Annotated in this window: 15 protein-coding genes and 4 tRNA genes; 13 read left to right on the top strand and 6 right to left on the bottom strand. The window is 58.4% G+C overall.

The window, feature by feature from the left end; genetic code table 11:
- Positions 1–6: 6 nt before the first annotated feature.
- A complete protein-coding gene (locus LRO94_RS17985; RefSeq protein WP_179178756.1) occupies positions 7–1,173 on the bottom strand; it encodes an efflux RND transporter periplasmic adaptor subunit in 1,167 nt (388 codons plus the stop codon).
- On the bottom strand, positions 1,163–4,384 hold the full coding sequence (locus tag LRO94_RS17980; protein WP_032889917.1) for an efflux RND transporter permease subunit: 3,222 nt from the start codon (positions 4,382–4,384) through the stop codon (positions 1,163–1,165). Before LRO94_RS17980 ends, LRO94_RS17985 begins: the two co-directional genes overlap by 11 nt.
- A 194-nt stretch (positions 4,385–4,578) precedes the next feature.
- Here LRO94_RS17980 and LRO94_RS17975 point away from each other — a divergent pair, with 194 nt between their 5' ends.
- Positions 4,579–4,989, top strand: coding sequence for a PA0061/PA0062 family lipoprotein (locus LRO94_RS17975; protein WP_095184380.1), 411 nt, complete (start codon positions 4,579–4,581; stop codon positions 4,987–4,989).
- Here the strand turns inward: LRO94_RS17975 and LRO94_RS17970 are convergent.
- Entirely contained in the window at positions 4,986–5,138 is a 153-nt protein-coding gene (locus LRO94_RS17970) for a hypothetical protein (RefSeq protein ID WP_163034900.1), read from the bottom strand. The genes LRO94_RS17975 and LRO94_RS17970 overlap by 4 nt on opposite strands.
- A 211-nt stretch (positions 5,139–5,349) precedes the next feature.
- Here LRO94_RS17970 and LRO94_RS17965 point away from each other — a divergent pair, with 211 nt between their 5' ends.
- Positions 5,350–6,012, top strand: coding sequence for a C39 family peptidase (locus tag LRO94_RS17965; protein ID WP_081797819.1), 663 nt, complete (start codon positions 5,350–5,352; stop codon positions 6,010–6,012).
- Between the two features lie 19 nt (positions 6,013–6,031).
- Here the strand turns inward: LRO94_RS17965 and pbpG are convergent, their stop codons facing one another.
- Both pbpG and folD read right to left on the bottom strand, forming a co-directional pair.
- The gene (gene pbpG / locus LRO94_RS17960; RefSeq protein ID WP_032890050.1) at positions 6,032–6,955 is read right to left on the bottom strand and encodes a D-alanyl-D-alanine endopeptidase; all 924 of its coding nucleotides are present in this window, start codon (positions 6,953–6,955) and stop codon (positions 6,032–6,034) included.
- A 207-nt stretch (positions 6,956–7,162) separates the two neighbouring features.
- Positions 7,163–8,017: a bifunctional methylenetetrahydrofolate dehydrogenase/methenyltetrahydrofolate cyclohydrolase FolD gene (folD, locus tag LRO94_RS17955; protein WP_032889913.1), complete on the bottom strand. Its 855-nt coding sequence runs from the start codon at positions 8,015–8,017 to the stop codon at positions 7,163–7,165.
- Positions 8,018–8,292: 275 nt separating this feature from the next.
- Between folD and LRO94_RS17950 the strand changes: the two genes are divergently transcribed.
- The 11 genes from LRO94_RS17950 (at position 8,293) to LRO94_RS17900 (ending at position 18,526) form a co-directional block, all read left to right on the top strand.
- Positions 8,293–8,369 (top strand) — tRNA-Arg (locus tag LRO94_RS17950).
- A gap of 32 nt (positions 8,370–8,401) precedes the next feature.
- A tRNA-His gene (locus LRO94_RS17945) sits at positions 8,402–8,477 on the top strand.
- Between the two features lie 57 nt (positions 8,478–8,534).
- Positions 8,535–8,619: transfer RNA gene (locus LRO94_RS17940), tRNA-Leu, on the top strand.
- Between the two features lie 76 nt (positions 8,620–8,695).
- Positions 8,696–8,771 (top strand) — tRNA-His (locus LRO94_RS17935).
- Between the two features lie 600 nt (positions 8,772–9,371).
- A complete protein-coding gene (tig, locus tag LRO94_RS17930; RefSeq protein ID WP_032889911.1) occupies positions 9,372–10,682 on the top strand; it encodes a trigger factor in 1,311 nt (436 codons plus the stop codon).
- 91 nt (positions 10,683–10,773) lie between these two features.
- Positions 10,774–11,409, top strand: coding sequence for an ATP-dependent Clp endopeptidase proteolytic subunit ClpP (clpP, locus tag LRO94_RS17925; protein ID WP_003174822.1), 636 nt, complete (start codon positions 10,774–10,776; stop codon positions 11,407–11,409).
- A 103-nt stretch (positions 11,410–11,512) separates the two neighbouring features.
- Positions 11,513–12,805: an ATP-dependent Clp protease ATP-binding subunit ClpX gene (gene clpX / locus LRO94_RS17920; protein ID WP_179180059.1), complete on the top strand. Its 1,293-nt coding sequence runs from the start codon at positions 11,513–11,515 to the stop codon at positions 12,803–12,805.
- A gap of 173 nt (positions 12,806–12,978) precedes the next feature.
- On the top strand, positions 12,979–15,375 hold the full coding sequence (gene lon / locus LRO94_RS17915) for an endopeptidase La (protein WP_179178757.1): 2,397 nt from the start codon (positions 12,979–12,981) through the stop codon (positions 15,373–15,375).
- A gap of 149 nt (positions 15,376–15,524) precedes the next feature.
- Positions 15,525–15,797 carry an HU family DNA-binding protein gene (locus LRO94_RS17910; protein WP_003174819.1) on the top strand — a complete coding sequence of 91 codons (273 nt, stop codon included), beginning with the start codon at positions 15,525–15,527 and terminating at the stop codon, positions 15,795–15,797.
- 230 nt (positions 15,798–16,027) lie between these two features.
- On the top strand, positions 16,028–17,902 hold the full coding sequence (locus LRO94_RS17905) for a SurA N-terminal domain-containing protein (RefSeq protein WP_179178758.1): 1,875 nt from the start codon (positions 16,028–16,030) through the stop codon (positions 17,900–17,902).
- Positions 17,903–18,001: 99 nt separating this feature from the next.
- Positions 18,002–18,526 carry a GNAT family N-acetyltransferase gene (locus LRO94_RS17900; protein ID WP_179178759.1) on the top strand — a complete coding sequence of 175 codons (525 nt, stop codon included), beginning with the start codon at positions 18,002–18,004 and terminating at the stop codon, positions 18,524–18,526.
- Here the strand turns inward: LRO94_RS17900 and LRO94_RS17895 are convergent.
- The gene (locus tag LRO94_RS17895) at positions 18,473–19,678 is read right to left on the bottom strand and encodes an MFS transporter (protein WP_179178760.1); all 1,206 of its coding nucleotides are present in this window, start codon (positions 19,676–19,678) and stop codon (positions 18,473–18,475) included. The two genes, LRO94_RS17900 and LRO94_RS17895, sit on opposite strands and share 54 nt — an antisense overlap.
- Positions 19,679–19,711 lie beyond the last annotated feature (33 nt).

Raw genomic sequence — 19,711 nt, 5'->3', positions numbered from 1 at the left:
CGCACCTTAAGCCTTACGCGCATGCGCACCTCCGGCGTCGGCCAGTTGCACAGCGTCGCCTTCGCGCAGAGCGTCGGGCGGGTTGTCGACCACGCGGTCGGCAGGTTTCAGGCCCTGGTCGATTACCAGGCGTTCGCCCAGGTCGAGGCCGATATGGATGGCTTGCAGGTGCACATGGTTCTGCCCATCCAGTACCGCGACCTGGGTGCCTTGGGCGCGAAAGATCAACGCGCTGGCCGGGATGCTCACACCATGGGTGTCGGCCGGAATCGGCAGCGTGGCTTCGGCGTAATCACCTGGCAGTAGCGCGTCGTCGGGATTGTCGACCACGAACTGCGCGAGCAGGGTGCCGGAGCGGCGGTCGATGGCAGTGGAGTCGCCGATCAGCCGTGCCTTGAAGTGCTTGCCAGGGTGTTCGGGCACGGTGAGCCGGGCTTCCAGGCCGGGGTGAATCACTGCCGCGTAGTTCTGTGGAACGGGTACATAAAGCCGCAGCTGGTGCGTATCCGCGATGCTGAACAACTCCGGGTCGCTGTCGGTGTCGGCCTTGATCAATTGGCCGATGTCGGTGTTGCGCGCCGTGATGGTGCCGGCGAACGGCGCGCGAATCGTCTTGTAGCCTTCCAGTGCGGACAGCCGCGCATAGTCGGCAGCAGCAGCCTGGGCATTGGCTTTGGCGGCCGCGGCGTTGGAGGTTTTTTCATCGGCTTCCTGGCGCGATACGGAGTGGCTCGCCAGCAGGTTTTGCCATCGGGTTGCGGTGGTTGCAGCGAGGCGCGCATTGGCCTGTTCCTGCACCAAGCGTGCATGGGCTTGCGCCAGTTGCTGGTCGAGGTCGGGGCTGTCGATTTCGGCGAGGACTTGCCCGGCCTTGACCTGGCGGCCGATGTCGACTGTCCAGTCCTTCAAATAACCGCTGACCCGGGCGTGGATCGGCGCCTTGCTCCACGCCTCAAGGTGCGCCGGCAGGCGCAAGGTATCGCCGGCCACATTCTGCTTGGGTTGAAACACCATCACTTGCGGGATGGCGGCTGTCTCTGTCCAGGCGGTGACCGATTGCTCGTGCAGCGTGCGGGCATGCAAGCCGTTGGCGACCAACAGGGCAGCCACGGTCAGGCCGCCGACACCCATGAACATCAGGCGCTTGCGCGAGGGTTTGTGATCAGACGACATGTGGGGTTTCTCCTGCAACTGCGCGACTAGGGTGACGCCCGTGGACCAGGCTGAAGACCACGGGAACAAACAACAGGGTGGCGATGGTGGCGAAGATCAAACCACCGATCACCGCACGGCCCAGCGGCGCGTTTTGCTCCTCGGACAGCGCCAGGGGCAACATGCCGATGATCATCGCCAGGGCGGTCATGCACACCGGGCGGAAGCGCGTGTAACCGGCCTCCAGCGCGGCCTTGAGCGCATCACCATGTTCGGCCAGGCGCTCACGGCAGAAGCTAACCACCAGGATTGAGTTGGCAGTGGCTACGCCCATGCACAGGATCGCGCCGGTCAAGGCGGGCACCGACAACGAGGTGCCGCTGAGGAACAGCATCCACACGATCCCCGCTAACGCCGCTGGCAACGCAGTGATGATCACAAACGGGTCGGCCCACGATTGGAAGTTGACCACGATCAGCAGGTAGATCAGCACCACCGCGCCGAGCAGGCCGAAGCTCAAGCCGCTGAAGGCTTCATGCAGCGCGTCGATCTGGCCGTGCAGGCTGATCGTCGCGCCTTTTGGGCGCATGGACGCGGTGTCATCCAGCACCTTTTGCACGTCGCGGGCTACGCCGCCGAGGTCGCGGCCTTGCACGTTGGCGTACAGGTCCAGGGTCGGTTCGATGTTGTAGTGGGTCACCACCGCCGGGCTTTGCACGCGGGAGATGGTTGCCACACCGCCGAGGATCTGCGACTGCCCGTTGGCGCCGGTGACGGGCAGCGCTTCCAGTGATGGAAGGCTGTCGAGGCGGTATTGCGGGGTGGCGGCGACGATGGAATAGGACACGCCGTTGGCCGGGTTGAGCCAGAAGGTCGGCGCGGTTTGCGAGCTGCCGGCGAGAGAGGCGACCATGCTGTTGGTCACGTCGCGCTCGGTAATGCCCAGGCCGTTGGCGCGCAGGCGGTCGACATTCACCTGCAGCGACGGGTAGCCGGTTGACTGCTGGATGCGCAGGTCGGCGATGCCGGGCACGTGTTGCAGGCGACGTTCCAGCTCGACGGCATAGGCGCGGTTTTCTTCATCGCTGCGCCCGGAGATTTTCACGTCCAGCGGCGCCGGCGCGCCGAAGTTGAGGATCTGGCTGCTGATGTCCGCCGGCAGGAACGCGAAGTGGCTGCCGGGGAAACTTTGCGGCAGCGCTTCACGCAGTTTTTTCACGTAGTCGGCGGTGGGCGCGTGGTGTTTTTTCAGGCTGACTTGAATGTCGCCATCCTGCGGGCCGATGGTGCCGCTGCTGCTGTAGGCCATGTCGATGCCGCTGAGCGGGATGCCAATGTTATCGACAATGGTGTCCAGTTCTTCGGCAGGGATGACCTCACGGATCCGCGCTTCAATGCGGTCGAAGGCGGCGGCGCTTTCTTCGATGCGCGTGCCCAGCGGCAGGCGCACATGCAGGGCCAGCGCACCGGCATCCGTGGCCGGGAAGAAGTCCTGGCCAAGGCTGGGCAATAGCAGGAATGAGGCGAGCACACAGGCCAGAAAACCCACGATAAAGCGCTTGCGATGACCCAGGGCCAATGTCAGCAAGCCATGGTAGGTGTCGCGGATATTCGAGAAGTGGCGCTCGAACCCTTGCTGGAAATTCAGCACGGCTTGCAGCGCGGCAGTGCGCGGTTTCGTGTGCTGCTCACCCTCATGGTGGTTGATAAATTCATCCTCCGGATGATGTCCCGCGCCTTGCTCCGGCGTATGCGGCTTGAGCAGGAACATCGCCAGCGTCGGCACCAGGGTGCGCGAAAGAATGAACGAGCTGGCCATGGCAAAGATCACCGCCAGCGCCATGGGCCGGAACAGATAACCGGCAATGCCTTGCAGCAGGAACATCGGCACGAACACGATGCAGATGCACAGCAGCGAGACGAACGCCGGGCCGACAATTTGCGCGGCGCCGTCGAGGATCGCGGTCTTCACCGCCTTGCCTTGTTCCAGGTGCCAGTTGATGTTTTCGATGGTCACCGTGGCGTCGTCCACCAGGATCCCCACCGCCAACGCCAGCCCGCCGAGGGTCATGACGTTGAGGGTTTGCCCGCTGACGGCCAGCAGCGCAATCGCTGAGAGCACTGCCAGAGGAATCGACGCCGCAATAATGATCGTGGAGCGCCAGCTGCCGAGGAACAGCAGGATCATCGCGCTGGTCAGCAGCGCGGCGATGATGCCTTCCTGGGCCACGCTGCCCACCGATTGCTTGACGAACACCGAGGCGTCGCCCAGCAACGAGGTCTTCAGTGACGGTGGTAGGGTCTCGTTGATGCGCGGCAGCATTCCACGGATACCGTCTATGATCGACAGGGTGGAAATGCTGCCGTTTTTCAACGCCGGCATCAGCACTGCGCGATGACCGTCGACGCGCACGATGTTGGTCTGCGGCGGCGAGCCGTCACGCACGTGGGCAACCTGGCCGATGGTGATCAACGCGCCGTCGACGGTCTTGATCGGCAGGTCGTTAAGCTCATCGATGGCCTTGGGGCTGTTGTTGAGCAGGATGGTGTATTCGTTGGGGCCGAGCTTGGCAGTGCCCACCGGAATGATCTGATTCTGCAGCGCCAGGGCATTGCCCACATCCTGGGCCGACAGGCCTTTGGCAGCCAGCGCTTGCGGGTCGAGGTCGAGGGTGATCTGACGCTGCTTGCCACCCATCGGTGTGGGCATGGCCAGGCCGGGCAGGGCGCTCAACGGCAGGCGGATGTTGTTCTGCACCAGGTCGCGGATCTTGGCTTCCGAGAGGCTTGGGCTGGAAAACGCCATTTGCAGGATCGGCACCGTGGACGCGCTGTAGTTGAGGATCAGCGGCGGCGTGATGCCCGGCGGCATTTGCTTGAGCACGGTTTGTGACACGGCGGTCACTTGGGCATTGGCGGTGCGGATATCGACGCCGGGTTGGAAGAAGATTTTCACGATGCCCATCCCTGGCAGGGATTGGGATTCGATATGTTCGATGTCGTTGACGGTGGTGCTCAGGGAGCGTTCGTAGGTGTAGATCACGCGGCCCGCCATGGCGTCCGGCGACAGGCCGTTGTACTGCCAGACCACGGCGACCACAGGGATGCCGATATCGGGGAACACGTCGGTGGGAGTACGCAGGGCCGCCATCGGCCCGATGATGCAGATAAATATGGCCAACACGATAAACGTGTAGGGCTTTTGCAGTGCGGTCTTTACCAGCCCGAGCATGCGTGAACCTCCGAGGGAGCAGGATTGCAAACCCCGGCAGTCTTGCCCGACCCACCTAACACGCGCCTTTCAGCCAGGTGAAGGAACATTTAGGTAAGGGCTGAAGATCGTTTCATATGGATTCATTTGTTCCAGGCAGCGCTGCTGGTCACGCTTGTCACCCATCGGACATATCGTCTTTTTGGAGTACTGCCATGTCACTTAAACCTCTGTTGTTGATCCCTGCATTGGGTGTCGTATTGCTGCTGTCGGCGTGCGCCGGCCCGATCCCTAAAGCGGATCCGAGTGAGGCCTGGATTGGTCTGACAGAGGATGCGCCGAATGACTTGCTGGCTGAGCGCGTGGACGGCAAGCGTGTGGATGACGGGCGCTATTTCGAGGTAAAACCGGGGGCTCACAGCCTGGATGTTACGTTGTACGAAGAGGAGCCCGGCGACGACAATCAGCGGGATTGCCAAGGCCGGGTCGAATACGAAGCCTTTAAGGCGGGTGAGCACTACACGCTGGTGGAATCCAGCCTGGGCACCACCGTGCGTGCATCCTTAAAGGATGGCCACGGCAAGGAAGTTGCGGCGACGCGGGACTTCAATTGCATGCCTGGCTAGGCGTGGTGTGCCGCTGCCTTTAGGGGCTTGGCAGGTTTTACGTGGGGGTGATGGTGCCGACGGGTAATGCGCAACACCCCCCACAACATGGCGCCGGCAACCGCCAGCCAACCGCAGATCAACATCACAATCGTCGTTGCAAGGCTCATTCAGGCCTCCTTTCGCCCAGTACGGGGCACACACAGTCTTCTCAATGGACAGTCTAGCTACCTGACGGTTGCCTGCTATTGACCAATGGTCGTGTTCATCCAACTTGTTTGCTCTATCTCAGGCGGTAAACCCTGGCTTTGGGCTATACCCGCGTGGCCGAGCGCCCTATGATCAGGGCCCTTACCGGCAGTTGATCAAGAGAGTAAAAAATTGCGGTTACGGTCGAACGTTAAATCATCCCTGTTGCTGGCCTGCGCCATGGGCCTCGCGGCCTGTTCCGGGCATCCTTCGAAACTGCCGGGCTTGCCGGAGCGCGTCGAACTCAATGGTGTGCCGACCTTTCGCAGCGAGGCTTATCAGAGCGGTCCTACGGCGTTAGCCAGCATGCTGTCGCAACAAGGCATTGTCATGACACCGGGTTTGCTGGATAAGCCGCTGCGTTTGCCGGGCGGCGAAGCGGACCTGGAGCGCAACATGCAAGTGTTGGCGCGTGAGTATGGGCTGATGGTGTATCCACTGGATGCCAAACTGACGGCCGTGCTGGCGCAAGTGGCGGCGGGTTATCCGGTGATGGCGCGGGTGGGCGGCGGGCTGTGGTCGGATGCGCACTATGTCGTCGTGGTGGGCTTCAATCAGCAGAAAAGCACGGTTCTGCTGCGCTCGGGCATGGACCGGCGTTTATTGATGAGCTTCAGCGACTTTGAATCGAAGTGGGCAAGCGCCGGGCACTGGGCGATCCTCACCCAGCGTCCGAGCCAGTTGCCAGCGAATGTGGATGCCCAGCGTTGGCGCGAGGCGGCAAATGCGACGGCCCAAGCCGGGCAGGAGCAGGCGGCGGCCCAGGCGCTTAAAGTATTGTCAGAACACCGATAAAAATGTGGTGCGGCGCCCTTTAACGGTGGGCTTGCGCCGCATTCGAGCGGTTCTTCAGATTTTTGTCGGCCTTGTAGCGCAATGCCACGTCCGGCACCGAACCGCCCTTGCCGGTCTCGACCCAGCTGCGAATACGGCTCGCATCGGCAAAGTGCGTGAACTTGCCGAACGCATCCAGGATCACCAGCGACACCGGGCGATTACCCATGCTGGTCACCAGCACCAGGCAATGGCCGGCCTGGTTAGTGAAGCCGGTCTTGGTCAACTTGATATCCCAGTTGGCGCGGTTGATCAGGTGGTCAGTGTTGGAGAAACCCAGGGTGTAGTTGGGCTTGCGGAACGCAACGGTCTTTTCCTTCGTGGTGCTCAACTGGCTGAGCAGCGGGTAGTGCCGTGCGGCAGCCAACAGCTTGCTCAGGTCGCGGGCGGTGGACACGTTGTGTATCGACAGGCCGGTGGGTTCAACATAGTGGGTGTTGGTCATGCCCAGCGCCTTGGCCTTGGCGTTCATCGCCGCGATAAATGCCGGGTAGCCCCCCGGATAGTGGTGGGCCAGGCTGGCGGCGGCGCGGTTTTCCGATGACATCAGGGCGATCAGCAGCATTTCCTTGCGAGGCATTTCGCTGCCGATTTTTACGCGGGAGAACACGCCTTTCATTTCCGGCGTGTCTTTGATGTTGATGTCGATGTACTCATCCATGTTCTGCTTGGCTTCAAGCACGATCAGGCCGGTCATCAACTTGCTCACCGACGCAATCGGCACCACCACGTCGGGGTTGCTGGCGTAGATGACCTTGTTGGTCTGCAGGTCCACCAGCATGGCGCTGCCGGATGCGATCTGCAGTTTGGATGGGTCGCGCGGCGCCTGGGTGGATTCGGCGGCGTGCGCAAAGGTGCCTGTGAACGCAAAAAATAGGCTGGCAATAGAAAGACGAATTTTCACGCGGATGAACTCGCTAAAAAAGTAGGAAATACCGTTGAGCAACGGTTTCTTTGATAAATGCCGTTACATTTTAGGAGTATGGACGATGGAGTGTCGAATGTTCTTCTAAAACCAGACGAAAGTGCTTAAAAACTAAGAAAAAACAGGTTTTTTTCGGGCAATAAAAAGCCCTGCGATAAGGCAGGGCTTTTTCAGTACGACTGGTTATTAACCGTGCAGGGTCTCTGCGGCGTACAGGGTGTTCTCCAGCAGGCAAGCGCGGGTCATCGGGCCGACGCCGCCTGGCACCGGGGTGATCCAGCCAGCGCGGGGCAGGGCAGTGTCGTACACCACATCGCCTACCAGCTTGCCGTCTTCCTGACGGTTGATGCCCACGTCGATAACGATGGCGCCTTCCTTGATCCACTCACCTTTGACCAGGCCCGGCTTGCCGGCGGCTACGACAACGAGGTCGGCACGACCAACGTGGCCTGCCAGGTCCTTGGTGAAGCGGTGGGTAACGGTCACGGTGCAGCCGGCCAGCAGCAGCTCCATGGCCATCGGGCGACCGACAATGTTGGACGCGCCGACCACAACTGCATCAAGGCCGTACAGATCGACACCGGTACTTTCCAGCAGGGTCATGATGCCTTTTGGCGTGCACGGGCGCAGCAGGGGGATGCGCTGGGCCAGGCGGCCGACATTGTAAGGATGGAAGCCGTCGACGTCTTTGTCCGGGCGGATTCGCTCCAGCAGCTTGGACGCGTCCAAGTGCTCGGGCAGTGGCAGTTGCAGGAGGATGCCGTCGATCGCAGGGTTGTCGTTGAGGCCGTCGATCAGATCGGTGAGTGCCTCTTGGGTGGTGGCGGCAGGCAGGTCATAGGCCTTGGATATAAAGCCGACCTCTTCACAGTCTTTACGCTTGTGCGAGACATAAACCTGAGAGGCAGGATCGCTGCCGACCAGGATCACCGCGAGGCCAGGCGTGCGCAGGCCTTGCTGGCTGCGCTCGGTGACTCGTTTGGCGATCTGCTGGCGCAGGCTGGCGGCGATTGATTTGCCGTCGATAAGTTGTGCAGTCATTACGCGTGATTAACCATCGAGAGGGGGAGGAAAAGTGCGCGCATTCTCGCACGCCACGGCGTGAGGGCAAAGGCGCTTGGTCTGCAAATTGGCCTAACCCCTTAAATAAAATGAATTTTTTTCAAAAAAGATTTGACGGGTTTCCGGGCCCTCTATACTATTCGTCGCACTTGTCGGGCACAGCCTAGCACTGGTTAAGAAGGTCGAGCAGAATTGTTGTACTGCAAGGCTGGAAGCACTTAGTTTGTAATCCTCCAAGAGTACAGATTAATAAGGCGCCCGTAGCTCAGCTGGATAGAGCATCCGCCTTCTAAGCGGATGGTCGCAGGTTCGAGTCCTGCCGGGTGCGCCATTAGGCAGCTTTGGCACAAGTAGCGCTATATGGTGGGCGTAGCTCAGTTGGTAGAGCACGGGATTGTGACTCCCGTTGTCGAGGGTTCGATCCCCTTCGTCCACCCCATATTTTGAAAAGGCGCCAGATTAATCGTCTGGCGCCTTTGCTTTAAGAGCTTCAAACGCGGATGTGGTGGAATTGGTAGACACACTGGATTTAGGTTCCAGCGCCGCGAGGCGTAAGAGTTCGAGTCTCTTCATCCGCACCAATTAAAGCTTCGCCAAGCCGTCAGGCTGGGTGGGGTCAACAAAGAAGATGTTCGAGTTCTTTGTTAATGCAATATGGTGGGCGTAGCTCAGTTGGTAGAGCACGGGATTGTGACTCCCGTTGTCGAGGGTTCGATCCCCTTCGTCCACCCCATATTTTGAAAAAGCGCCAGATCAATGATCTGGCGCTTTTTTTTGCATCTGGAAAAAGCCGGGTCTTGTTTCTGTGGGCGGTTGCGGTCGAGTAGTGCGAGGCGCCTAGAGATTATGGTTGTCAAAAAAGCAAGCATTCTCAATGCCTTGGCGTTAGAATCGTTGCCGGTTTTGAACGTGTAGGACTGATGCTCGTCTATAGAGAGGTCAGTACCGCTATTAAATAGCGATAACGGCGCAGTACCTGAAAAGGGCTGTGCCGTTTTCGTTTAAGCGTTTCGAGTTTCAAGGGCGGGGCGCTTCATCGTATTTGTGTTTCTCGATGCTGCTTCCCTGTCGCCGGTCTTGCTCGCAAGGCTGGCTGCCGGGGGCTGCGTTCCTGGTCCTTCTATATATAGAAGGGTTGGCGCAGAGCCCTGGCGTGATGAGCTGTATTTGCTAACGGGATGAGGTGCACGCGTGCACTTGAACCTACAAATGGCCTGCTGTTTTTTTACCCGTTTCCAGTAGGGTGACTTCTTGAGTTTGACCCTCTAGAATGCATGCCCTTGATTCTGGGGTCGGAAACGGCCGGCTAACGTCTGTGCAACGAGGAATATTCATGCAAGTTTCTGTTGAAAATACTACTGCTCTTGAGCGCCGCCTGAGCATCACCGTGCCGGCAGAGCGTATCGAGACTGCGGTCAACAAGCGTCTGCAGCAGACTGCCCAAAAGGCCAAGATCGCTGGTTTCCGTCCAGGCAAAGTGCCGATGAGCGAAATCAAGCGCCGTTTTGGTGCTGATGCGCGTCAAGAAGCTGTAGGTGACGTGATCCAGGCTTCCTTCTACGAAGCCGTTGTTGAGCAAAAGCTGAACCCAGCTGGCTCGCCTTCGATCGAGCCTAAGTCCCTGGAAGCTGGCAAGGACCTGGAATATGTTGCCGTATTCGAAGTGTTCCCAGAGTTCGAAGTCGCTGGTTTCGACGGTATCGAAATCGAGCGCCTGAGCGCTGACGTCGCTGATTCCGACCTGGACAACATGCTGGAAATCCTGCGCAAGCAGAACACTCGTTTCGAAGTGGCCGATCGTGCCGCCCAGAACGAAGATCAGCTGAACATCGATTTCGTTGGCAAGGTTGACGGCGAAGTGTTCGCTGGTGGCTCTGCCAAGGGTACCCAATTGGTACTCGGCTCCAACCGCATGATTCCTGGTTTCGAAGACGGCCTGGTTGGCGCCAAAGCCGGCGAAGAGCGTGTTTTGAACCTGACTTTCCCTGCTGACTACCAAAATCTGGACTTGGCTGGCAAAGCTGCCGAGTTCACCGTGACCGTCAACAGCGTTTCCGAGCCTAAGCTGCCAGAGCTGAACGAAGAGTTCTTCAATCAGTTTGGTATCAAGGAAACCGGCATCGAAGGCTTCCGCACCGAAGTTCGCAAGAACATGGAGCGCGAGCTGCGCCAGGCCATCAAGTCCAAGGTTAAGAATCAGGTCATGGACGGTCTGCTGGCTGCCAACCCGATCGAAGTGCCTAAGGCTTTGCTGTCCAATGAAGTGGATCGCCTGCGCGTTCAAGCGGTTCAGCAGTTTGGTGGCAATATCAAGCCTGACCAACTGCCTGCCGAGCTGTTCGAAGAGCAAGCCAAGCGTCGCGTTGTGCTGGGTTTGGTCGTGGCTGAAGTGGTCAAGCAGTTCGACCTCAAGCCTGATGAAGATCGCGTTCGCGAAATGATCCAGGAAATGGCTTCGGCCTACCAGGAGCCTGAGCAGGTTGTGGCTTGGTACTACAAGAACGACCAGCAACTGAACGAAGTGCGTTCGGTTGTGCTGGAAGAACAAGTTGTGGATACTGTTCTGCAGAAGGCTAAGGTGACCGATAAAGCGGTCTCTTACGAAGAAGCAGTCAAGCCGGCGGAAGCAGCACAAGCCGACTGATTGTCCAACTCGTTGGAAATTCAACCATAAGCCAGCCTCGCGCTGGCTTGTGCGTTTTCAAGACATGACTATTTGGGAGTAACTGCAGAGCATGTTCCGTAATTCCTATATTCAGCAGAACTCTGATATCCAGGCCGCAGGCGGCTTGGTCCCGATGGTTGTCGAGCAGTCTGCTCGTGGCGAGCGCGCCTACGACATCTACTCGCGCCTGCTCAAGGAGCGAGTGATCTTTCTGGTGGGCCCGGTAGAGGACTACATGGCCAACCTGATCTGTGCGCAGCTGCTGTTCCTTGAAGCGGAAAATCCGGACAAGGACATCCATCTCTACATTAACTCGCCGGGCGGTTCGGTGACGGCAGGTATGTCGATCTACGACACCATGCAGTTCATCAAGCCTAACGTCTCGACGACCTGCATTGGCCAGGCCTGCAGCATGGGCGCGTTCCTGCTGACGGCGGGTGCCGAGGGCAAGCGTTACTGCCTGCCGAACTCGCGCGTGATGATTCACCAGCCACTGGGCGGTTTCCAGGGCCAAGCGTCGGACATCGAAATCCACGCTAAGGAAATCCTCTTCATCCGCGAACGTCTTAACACGCTGATGGCCAAGCACAGCGGGCACACGCTGGAAGAAATCGAGCGCGACACCAACCGCGACAACTTCATGAGCGCCGAAGCCGCACGTGAATACGGGTTGATCGATGCAGTGATCGAAAAGCGCCCCGCTTAATATAAGCCGCTCAAAATAGGGCTGGTCGGCGTGTCCGATCATCGGCGGGCTTGAAAAAGCCCGCATAAGCCTTCATCTTGTGTTGCAAGCCTATCGGATTTGGATCGAACGAAGGACTGACACCCGCAACGGCGAGGACAACGGCAAGCTGCTCTATTGCTCCTTCTGTGGCAAAAGCCAGCATGAAGTACGCAAGTTGATTGCCGGCCCCTCGGTGTTTATCTGCGACGAGTGCGTCGACCTGTGCAATGACATCATCCGCGAGGAGGTGCAGGAAGCACAGGCCGAGAGCAGCGCGCATAAACTGCCTTCGCCTAAAGAAATCAGCGGCATCCTTGATCAATATGTGATTGGTCAAGAGCGTGCAAAGAAGGTTCTGGCCGTAGCGGTGTACAACCACTACAAGCGTCTGAACCAGCGTGACAAGAAAGGCGACGAAGTCGAACTCGGCAAGAGCAACATCTTGCTGATCGGTCCTACAGGCTCGGGTAAAACCCTGCTTGCAGAAACCCTCGCTCGTCTGCTGAATGTTCCGTTCACCATCGCCGACGCTACCACCCTCACTGAGGCTGGCTACGTGGGTGAGGACGTCGAGAACATCATTCAGAAACTGCTGCAGAAGTGCGATTACGACGTAGAGAAGGCCCAGATGGGTATTGTCTATATCGACGAAATCGACAAGATCTCGCGCAAGTCTGACAACCCGTCGATCACCCGGGACGTTTCTGGTGAGGGCGTGCAGCAGGCTCTGTTGAAGCTGATTGAAGGCACGGTTGCTTCCGTACCGCCACAAGGCGGCCGCAAGCACCCGCAGCAGGAATTCCTTCAGGTTGATACGCGTAACATCCTGTTCATCTGTGGCGGTGCGTTCTCTGGGCTGGAAAAAGTTATTCAGCAACGTTCCACCCGGGGCGGTATCGGTTTCAGTGCAGAAGTGCGCAGCAAGGAAGAAGGCAAGAAGGTGGGCGAGTCCCTGCGTGAGGTTGAGCCTGACGATCTGGTCAAGTTCGGTCTGATCCCGGAATTCGTTGGCCGTTTGCCGGTCCTGGCCACATTGGACGAGTTGGATGAGGCTGCTCTGATTCAGATCCTCACCGAGCCGAAAAATGCCCTGACCAAGCAGTACGCCAAGCTGTTTGAGATGGAAGGTGTGGACCTTGAGTTCCGTACTGATGCCCTCAAGTCGGTAGCCAAGCGGGCGCTGGAGCGCAAGACCGGTGCACGTGGTCTGCGTTCTATCCTTGAAGGCGTGTTGCTCGACACCATGTACGAAATTCCCTCGCAGTCTGAGGTGAGTAAAGTGGTGATCGACGAAAGCGTTATAGAAGGTAAGTCCAAGCCGCTGTATATCTACGAGAACAGTGAGCCGACTGCCAAAGCTGCGCCAGACGCGTAAGCGTTTCGCAGTTTCGGTACAAACAAGGGGCCCCTAGGGCCCCTTTGTTTTTTGTGCGACTTTCATCTTGAAGCGTTTACTGCGTTTAACTGCTGGCAATAAGCTTGTTTTTTTTGCATGCAGCCCCCATCTTGGTTTCAAGCTTATTTTTCAACTGTCATAGAGGCGAAATCATGAAGACAACCATTGAATTGCCTCTCCTGCCGTTGCGTGATGTCGTCGTTTATCCGCACATGGTTATCCCGCTGTTCGTGGGGCGCGAGAAGTCTATCGAAGCCCTTGAGGCAGCGATGACGGGCGACAAGCAGATCCTGCTGTTGGCCCAGAGAAATCCTACCGATGATGATCCAGGCGAAGACGCCCTGTATCGCGTCGGTACAATTGCTACTGTCCTGCAACTGCTCAAACTGCCTGATGGCACCGTCAAGGTGCTGGTAGAAGGCGAGCAACGAGGTGCTGTAGAGCGTTTCATGGAGGTGGATGGTCACCTGCGCGCCGAAGTGGCGCTGATCGACGAAGTCGAAGCCCCTGAGCGCGAATCCGAAGTTTTTGTACGCAGCCTGCTCTCGCAGTTCGAGCAGTATGTGCAGTTGGGCAAAAAAGTCCCGGCTGAGGTCCTGTCTTCCCTCAATAGCATTGATGAGCCAAGCCGTCTGGTCGACACCATGGCCGCACACATGGCGCTGAAGATCGAGCAGAAGCAAGACATCCTCGAAATCATCGACCTGTCGGCCCGTGTTGAACATGTCCTAGCGTTGCTGGATGCCGAAATCGACCTGTTGCAGGTTGAGAAGCGCATTCGTGGTCGCGTGAAGAAACAAATGGAGCGCAGCCAGCGCGAGTACTACCTGAATGAGCAGATGAAGGCCATTCAGAAAGAACTTGGCGACAGCGAGGAGGGCCACAACGAAATCGAAGAGCTGAAAAAGCGCATTGATGCCGCAGGCCTGCCGAAAGACGCTCTTACCAAAGCTAATGCCGAGCTGAACAAGCTCAAGCAGATGTCGCCGATGTCCGCTGAAGCGACCGTAGTGCGCTCGTATATCGACTGGCTGGTGCAAGTGCCGTGGAAGGCCCAGACCAAAGTGCGTTTGGACCTGACACGTGCCGAGGAAATTCTCGACGCCGATCACTATGGCCTCGAAGAAGTCAAAGAGCGGATTCTCGAATACCTCGCCGTGCAAAAGCGCGTGAAGAAAATTCGTGGTCCGGTGTTGTGCCTGGTCGGCCCTCCAGGTGTTGGTAAAACCTCTCTCGCCGAATCGATTGCCAGTGCGACTAACCGCAAATTCGTGCGCATGGCGCTCGGCGGTGTGCGTGATGAGGCGGAAATTCGTGGTCATCGCCGAACTTACATCGGTTCGATGCCAGGAAGATTGATTCAAAAGATGACAAAGGTGGGTGTGCGCAACCCGCTGTTCCTGCTTGATGAAATCGACAAAATGGGCAGCGACATGCGTGGCGACCCGGCATCGGCGTTGCTGGAAGTGCTCGACCCTGAGCAAAACCATAATTTCAACGACCATTACCTAGAAGTCGACTACGACTTGTCTGACGTAATGTTCCTCTGCACTTCCAACTCCATGAACATCCCGCCGGCCTTGCTGGATCGGATGGAGGTGATTCGTCTACCGGGTTACACCGAGGACGAGAAGATCAACATTGCGGTCAAGTACCTCGCGCCCAAGCAAATTTCGGCGAATGGCCTGAAGAAGGGCGAGATCGAATTTGACATCGAAGCGATCCGCGACATCGTGCGTTACTACACCCGCGAGGCCGGTGTGCGGGGCCTTGAGCGCCAGATCGCGAAGATTTGCCGCAAGGCAGTCAAAGAGCATGCGCTGGAAAAACGCTTCTCCGTGAAGGTGGTGGCCGACTCCTTGGAGCACTTCCTGGGTGTGAAGAAATTCCGCTACGGCCTGGCCGAGCAGCAGGATCAAGTCGGTCAGGTGACTGGCTTGGCGTGGACCCAGGTGGGCGGGGAATTGCTGACCATCGAGGCTGCTGTGATTCCAGGCAAAGGCCAGCTGATCAAGACCGGTTCCCTGGGTGACGTGATGGTTGAATCCATCACTGCCGCGCAGACCGTGGTGCGCAGTCGCGCCAGAAGCCTGGGGATCCCCCTGGACTTCCACGAGAAGCATGACACTCACATCCATATGCCGGAAGGTGCTACGCCTAAAGATGGCCCTAGCGCTGGCGTAGGCATGTGCACGGCCTTGGTGTCTGCATTGACCGGCATCCCGGTGCGTGCCGACGTTGCCATGACTGGGGAAATCACCCTGCGTGGTCAGGTATTGGCCATCGGTGGTCTGAAAGAGAAATTGCTTGCAGCACACCGGGGTGGTATCAAAACAGTGATCATCCCTGAAGAGAATGTTCGCGACTTGAAGGAAATTCCTGACAACATCAAGCAGGATCTTCAGATTAAACCGGTTAAATGGATTGACGAGGTCCTGCAAATTGCGCTGCAATACGCGCCAGAGCCCTTGCCGGATGTGGCTCCGGAGATAGTTGCCAAGGATGAAAAACGAGAGTCTGATTCCAAGGAAAGAATTAGCACGCATTAATGTGAATAAGCCTGGAGGCTTCCTTGACAGCTTTTTAGAGCCCTTGTTATAAAGCGGCTCTTAAGTGTCTGTAGGCCATTCAGCACTGGTTTTTGCTGTTTACCAAAAAACTTAGAATCATACTCAATAGATATATAAGGGGACTTAGAGTGAACAAGTCGGAACTGATTGATGCTATTGCTGCATCCGCTGATATCCCGAAAGCTGCTGCTGGCCGTGCGCTGGATGCAGTAATCGAATCCGTCACTGGCGCTCTGAAGGCCGGCGACTCCGTGGTACTGGTAGGCTTCGGTACGTTCTCTGTGACTGACCGCCCAGCTCGCACTGGCCGCAACCCACAGACTGGCAAAGCACTGCAAATCGCTGCTGCCAAAAAACCAGGTTTCAAAGCCGGTAAAGCCCTGAAAGAAGCCGTTAACTAAGCTTCGTTCAAGCCTTTGCTACCCGGGTCGGACGCAGGTCTGGCCTGGCAGCGGAGCGGTAGCTGACCCACGTATCCATTGGGTCGCCACGCCGGGGGTGCAAGTTCAACCCCCCGTCCGCTCCGCCAGTTACGAGAAGGCGCATCCTCGGATGCGCCTTTCTTCTATCCGGATTCTACCCACGCTCCACGGTTGCCAATTTTTGAAGTTCAACCGTTTCTGGGGGACGCATGCTGCAAAATATCAGGGACAATTCACAAGGCTGGATTGCCAAGACCATTATCGGGATCATCGTCGCATTGATGGCGTTCACCGGTATCGAAGCCATTTTCCAGGCTTCGGGTACTAACAAGCAGGACGTGGCCAAGGTCAACGGTGAAGAAATCACCCAGACCGAGCTGAGCCAGGCCGTCGACATGCAACGTCGACAGCTGATGCAACAGTTGGGCAAGGATTTCGACGCTTCGCTCCTCGACGAAAAACTGCTGCGCGAGGCGGCTCTCAAAGGCCTGATCGACCGCAAGCTGTTGCTGCAAGGTGCTGCCGATTCCAAGTTCGGGTTCTCTGAAGCTGCATTGGACCAGGTGATCCTGCAAACGCCGGAATTCCAGGTTGACGGCAAGTTCAACGCCGAACGCTTTGACCAGGTGATCCGTCAGTTGGGCTACAGCCGTCTGCAGTTCCGTCAGATGATGACCCAGGAAATGCTGATCGGTCAGGTTCGCGCAGGCATTGCCGGTAGCGGCTTTGTCACCGATGCCGAAGTGCTCGCATTCGCCCGTCTGGAAAAACAGACTCGCGATTTCGCCACCGTCAACATCAAGGCCAACCCTGCGGCGGTGAAGCTCACCGACGAAGAGGTCAAGGCTTACTACGAACAGCACGCCAAAGAGTTTATGACCCCGGACCAGGTGGTCATCGACTATCTGGAATTGAAGAAGTCTTCTTTCTTCGACCAGGTCAACGTCAAGGACGATGAGCTGCAGGCGGCCTATCAGAAAGAAACCGCCAACCTCGCTGAACAGCGTCGCGCGGCGCACATCCTGATTGAAGTCAACGACAAGGTTTCCGACGCGCAAGCCAAGGCTAAGATCGAAGAAATCCAGGCACGCCTGGCCAAAGGTGAGAAGTTCGAAGCCCTGGCCAAGGAGTTTTCCCAGGATCCTGGCTCTGCCAACAACGGCGGTGACCTCGGCTTCGCTGGCCCTGGCGTCTACGATCCGGACTTCGAAACGGCCCTGTATGCGTTGAAACAGGACCAGGTCTCGACGCCGGTGCGCAGCGCCTTCGGTTGGCACTTGATCAAGTTGTTGGGCGTTGAAGCACCGCAAGTGCCGACGTTCGCCAGCCTGAAAGACAAACTGACCCGTGAGCTCAAGGCCCAGCAGGTAGAGCAGCGTTTTGTCGAAGCGACCAAGCAATTGGAAGATGCGGCATTCGAAGCTTCTGATTTGGCTCAGCCTGCCTCTGACCTGAAGCTGACCGTGCACACCTCCGCACCGTTTGGCCGTGAAGGTGGTGACGGTGTCGCGGCCAACCGTGCCGTGGTCACCGCTGCGTTCAGCCCGGAAGTGCTGGATGAAGGTGCCAACAGCACCGCCATTGAGCTGGACCCGGAAACCATCATCGTGCTGCGTGCCAAAGAGCACCGCAAACCTGCGCAACTGCCGCTGGAAAGCGTTGCTGCGGCAATCCGCACGCAGATGGCCAAGGAGCGCGCCAGCGCGGCTGCCAAGACTCACGCTGACGAGCTGATCGCCAGCCTGCGTGATGGCAAGACACCGCTGAACCAGCCGGTCGACGGTCAGGCGTGGAAAGTCACTGAAGCGGCTACTCGTAGCCAGGAAGCGATCGATCCAGCCGTATTGCAAGCCCTGTTCCGCATGCCTAAGCCTGCGGTCAAGGACAAGCCGACCTTCACCACCGTGACCCTGGCTGACGGTAGCCTGGCGATCGTGCGCTTGAACGGCGTGAATGAAGCTGCAGCCCCATCGGAAGAAGAAAAGGCCCAATACCGCCGCTTCCTCGCTTCCCGTGTCGGCCAGCAGGACTTCGCAGCGTACCGCAAGCAGTTGGAAACCAAGGCTGATATCAAGAAGTACTGATGTTGGTTTGAACAAGAAGCCCCCGGCCTGAAAAGACCGGGGGCTTTTTTATGTGCGCTAGACTGGGTGCTCGGTATCGTCGACCCAGGAGTTCCATGCATGTTGATTCAAGGAATGGACGGCTTGCTGATCCGCCGCGCCCGTGTGGCGGATGTTTCTGCCGTGCTCCAGGTGTTCGACGAGGTGATTGCATGGTTCGTTGGCATAGGCAATACCCATCAGTGGGGCACCGAGCCCTGGTCGGCGTTGCCCCGGCGGGTCGCGCAAGTGGCTGAAGCCTGCGCGTTGCCCGGGGCGTGGGTGGTAGAGGATCCCGCAGGGCGTATCCGTGGAGCGCTGGTTTTGGGCGATCCCATGCCTTATGTACCGTTGGCGACTGAGCCCGAGGTGTATGTGCGCCTGTTGATTGCCGCGCGTGACCCGCGTGTTCGCGGCCTTGGGCGGCGCATGATGGCCTTTGCCGATGACCAGGCCCGGGCAGTAGGCGTCACGCGTTTGCGTGTGGACTGCTACGGCGGCGGGAGAGGGGATCTGGTGCGTTTTTATGAGTCCTGTGGCTACGAGCGCATTTCAACATTCGACTTGGCGGGCTGGCCGGGCCAACTGCTGGGGCGCCGTCTGTGATGCGCCGGCCCAGGCCAGTAGCATCAGTAGCATAACGGCCCATGGAAAGCCCGCGACGCCCCAGCCCTGAAGCAACACGCCACCCGCCAGCCCGCCACCGGCTATCCCCAGGTTCCACACGGTCACCAGCATTGATTGTGCGGTATCCGCCGACTCGCCCGCCGATTGGGCCAGTGCGGTTTGCAACAGCGCCGGCAGGCCGCCGAACGCCAGGCCCCATAACGCCACGGCGGTATAGATGACTGCCGGCACGTTGATCCAGAACGCCAGCGCCAGGGCGATCAGGCCAAACAGCGCACAACTGATTAATAGTAAGGCGCGCAGCCACCGGTCAATCAACACACCTGCCAACCAGATGCTCAGCACCGCCGAGAGGCCAAACACCAGCAGCACTCGGTCAATATCCGCATCGATCCCGGCGGGCACCAGCAACGGGGCAATGTAGGTGTAGAGAATGTTGTGGGCCAGCACGTAGGTAAACGTTACCCACAGCACCGGACGAATTCCTGGCAGGTTCAGCACCTGGCGCAGCCCCAGGCGTTTATCCGCCCGTTCGCCGGCAAAATCCGGCAGTTGCCAGCGTGCCCAGGCCAGTAACACCAAGGTCAGCCCGGTCATGATTGCAAAACTCAGGCGCCAGCCAACGGCGGTGCCGAGGAAGGTGCCCGCAGGCACACCCAGTGACAGCGCCAGCGGTGCACCCAGCATGGCCACGGCAATGGCGCGACCTTGCAGGTGTGGCGCCACCATTCGGCTCGCATAACCCGCTAGCAACGCCCAAAGCAGCCCGGCGAAGACCCCGGCAAAAAAGCGCGCTACGAGGGTCAGCCCGTAGTGGCTGGACAGCGCGGTTACGCTGTTGACCAAGGCAAAGCCGCCGATGGCCATCAGCAGTAATGGTCGTCTGCGCAAGCCGCGGGTCAGCAGCGTCAGGGGGATGGCTGCCAGCAACGAGCCAAGGGCATAGACCGTGACCAGTTGACCGACCAGGGCGGGCGACACGCCTAGGCCTTCGCCTACCTGGGGTAGTAATCCGGCGGGCATGGCTTCGGTGAGGATGGTGATAAAGCCGGCGCTGGCCAGGGCCAGTAGACCGCCCAGCGGTAATGAATCCCGCTGGGCTGATGCGGTGAGTGAAGTGCTGCTGCTCATGACGTTTTATCCAGGTAAAAGGGCAAGCAGGCA

Origin of the sequence: Pseudomonas sivasensis, assembly GCF_021391435.1 — a bacterium.
GTDB classification, from domain to species: Bacteria; Pseudomonadota; Gammaproteobacteria; order Pseudomonadales; family Pseudomonadaceae; genus Aquipseudomonas; species Aquipseudomonas sivasensis.
This window is presented reverse-complemented; position numbering and strand designations above follow the sequence as displayed.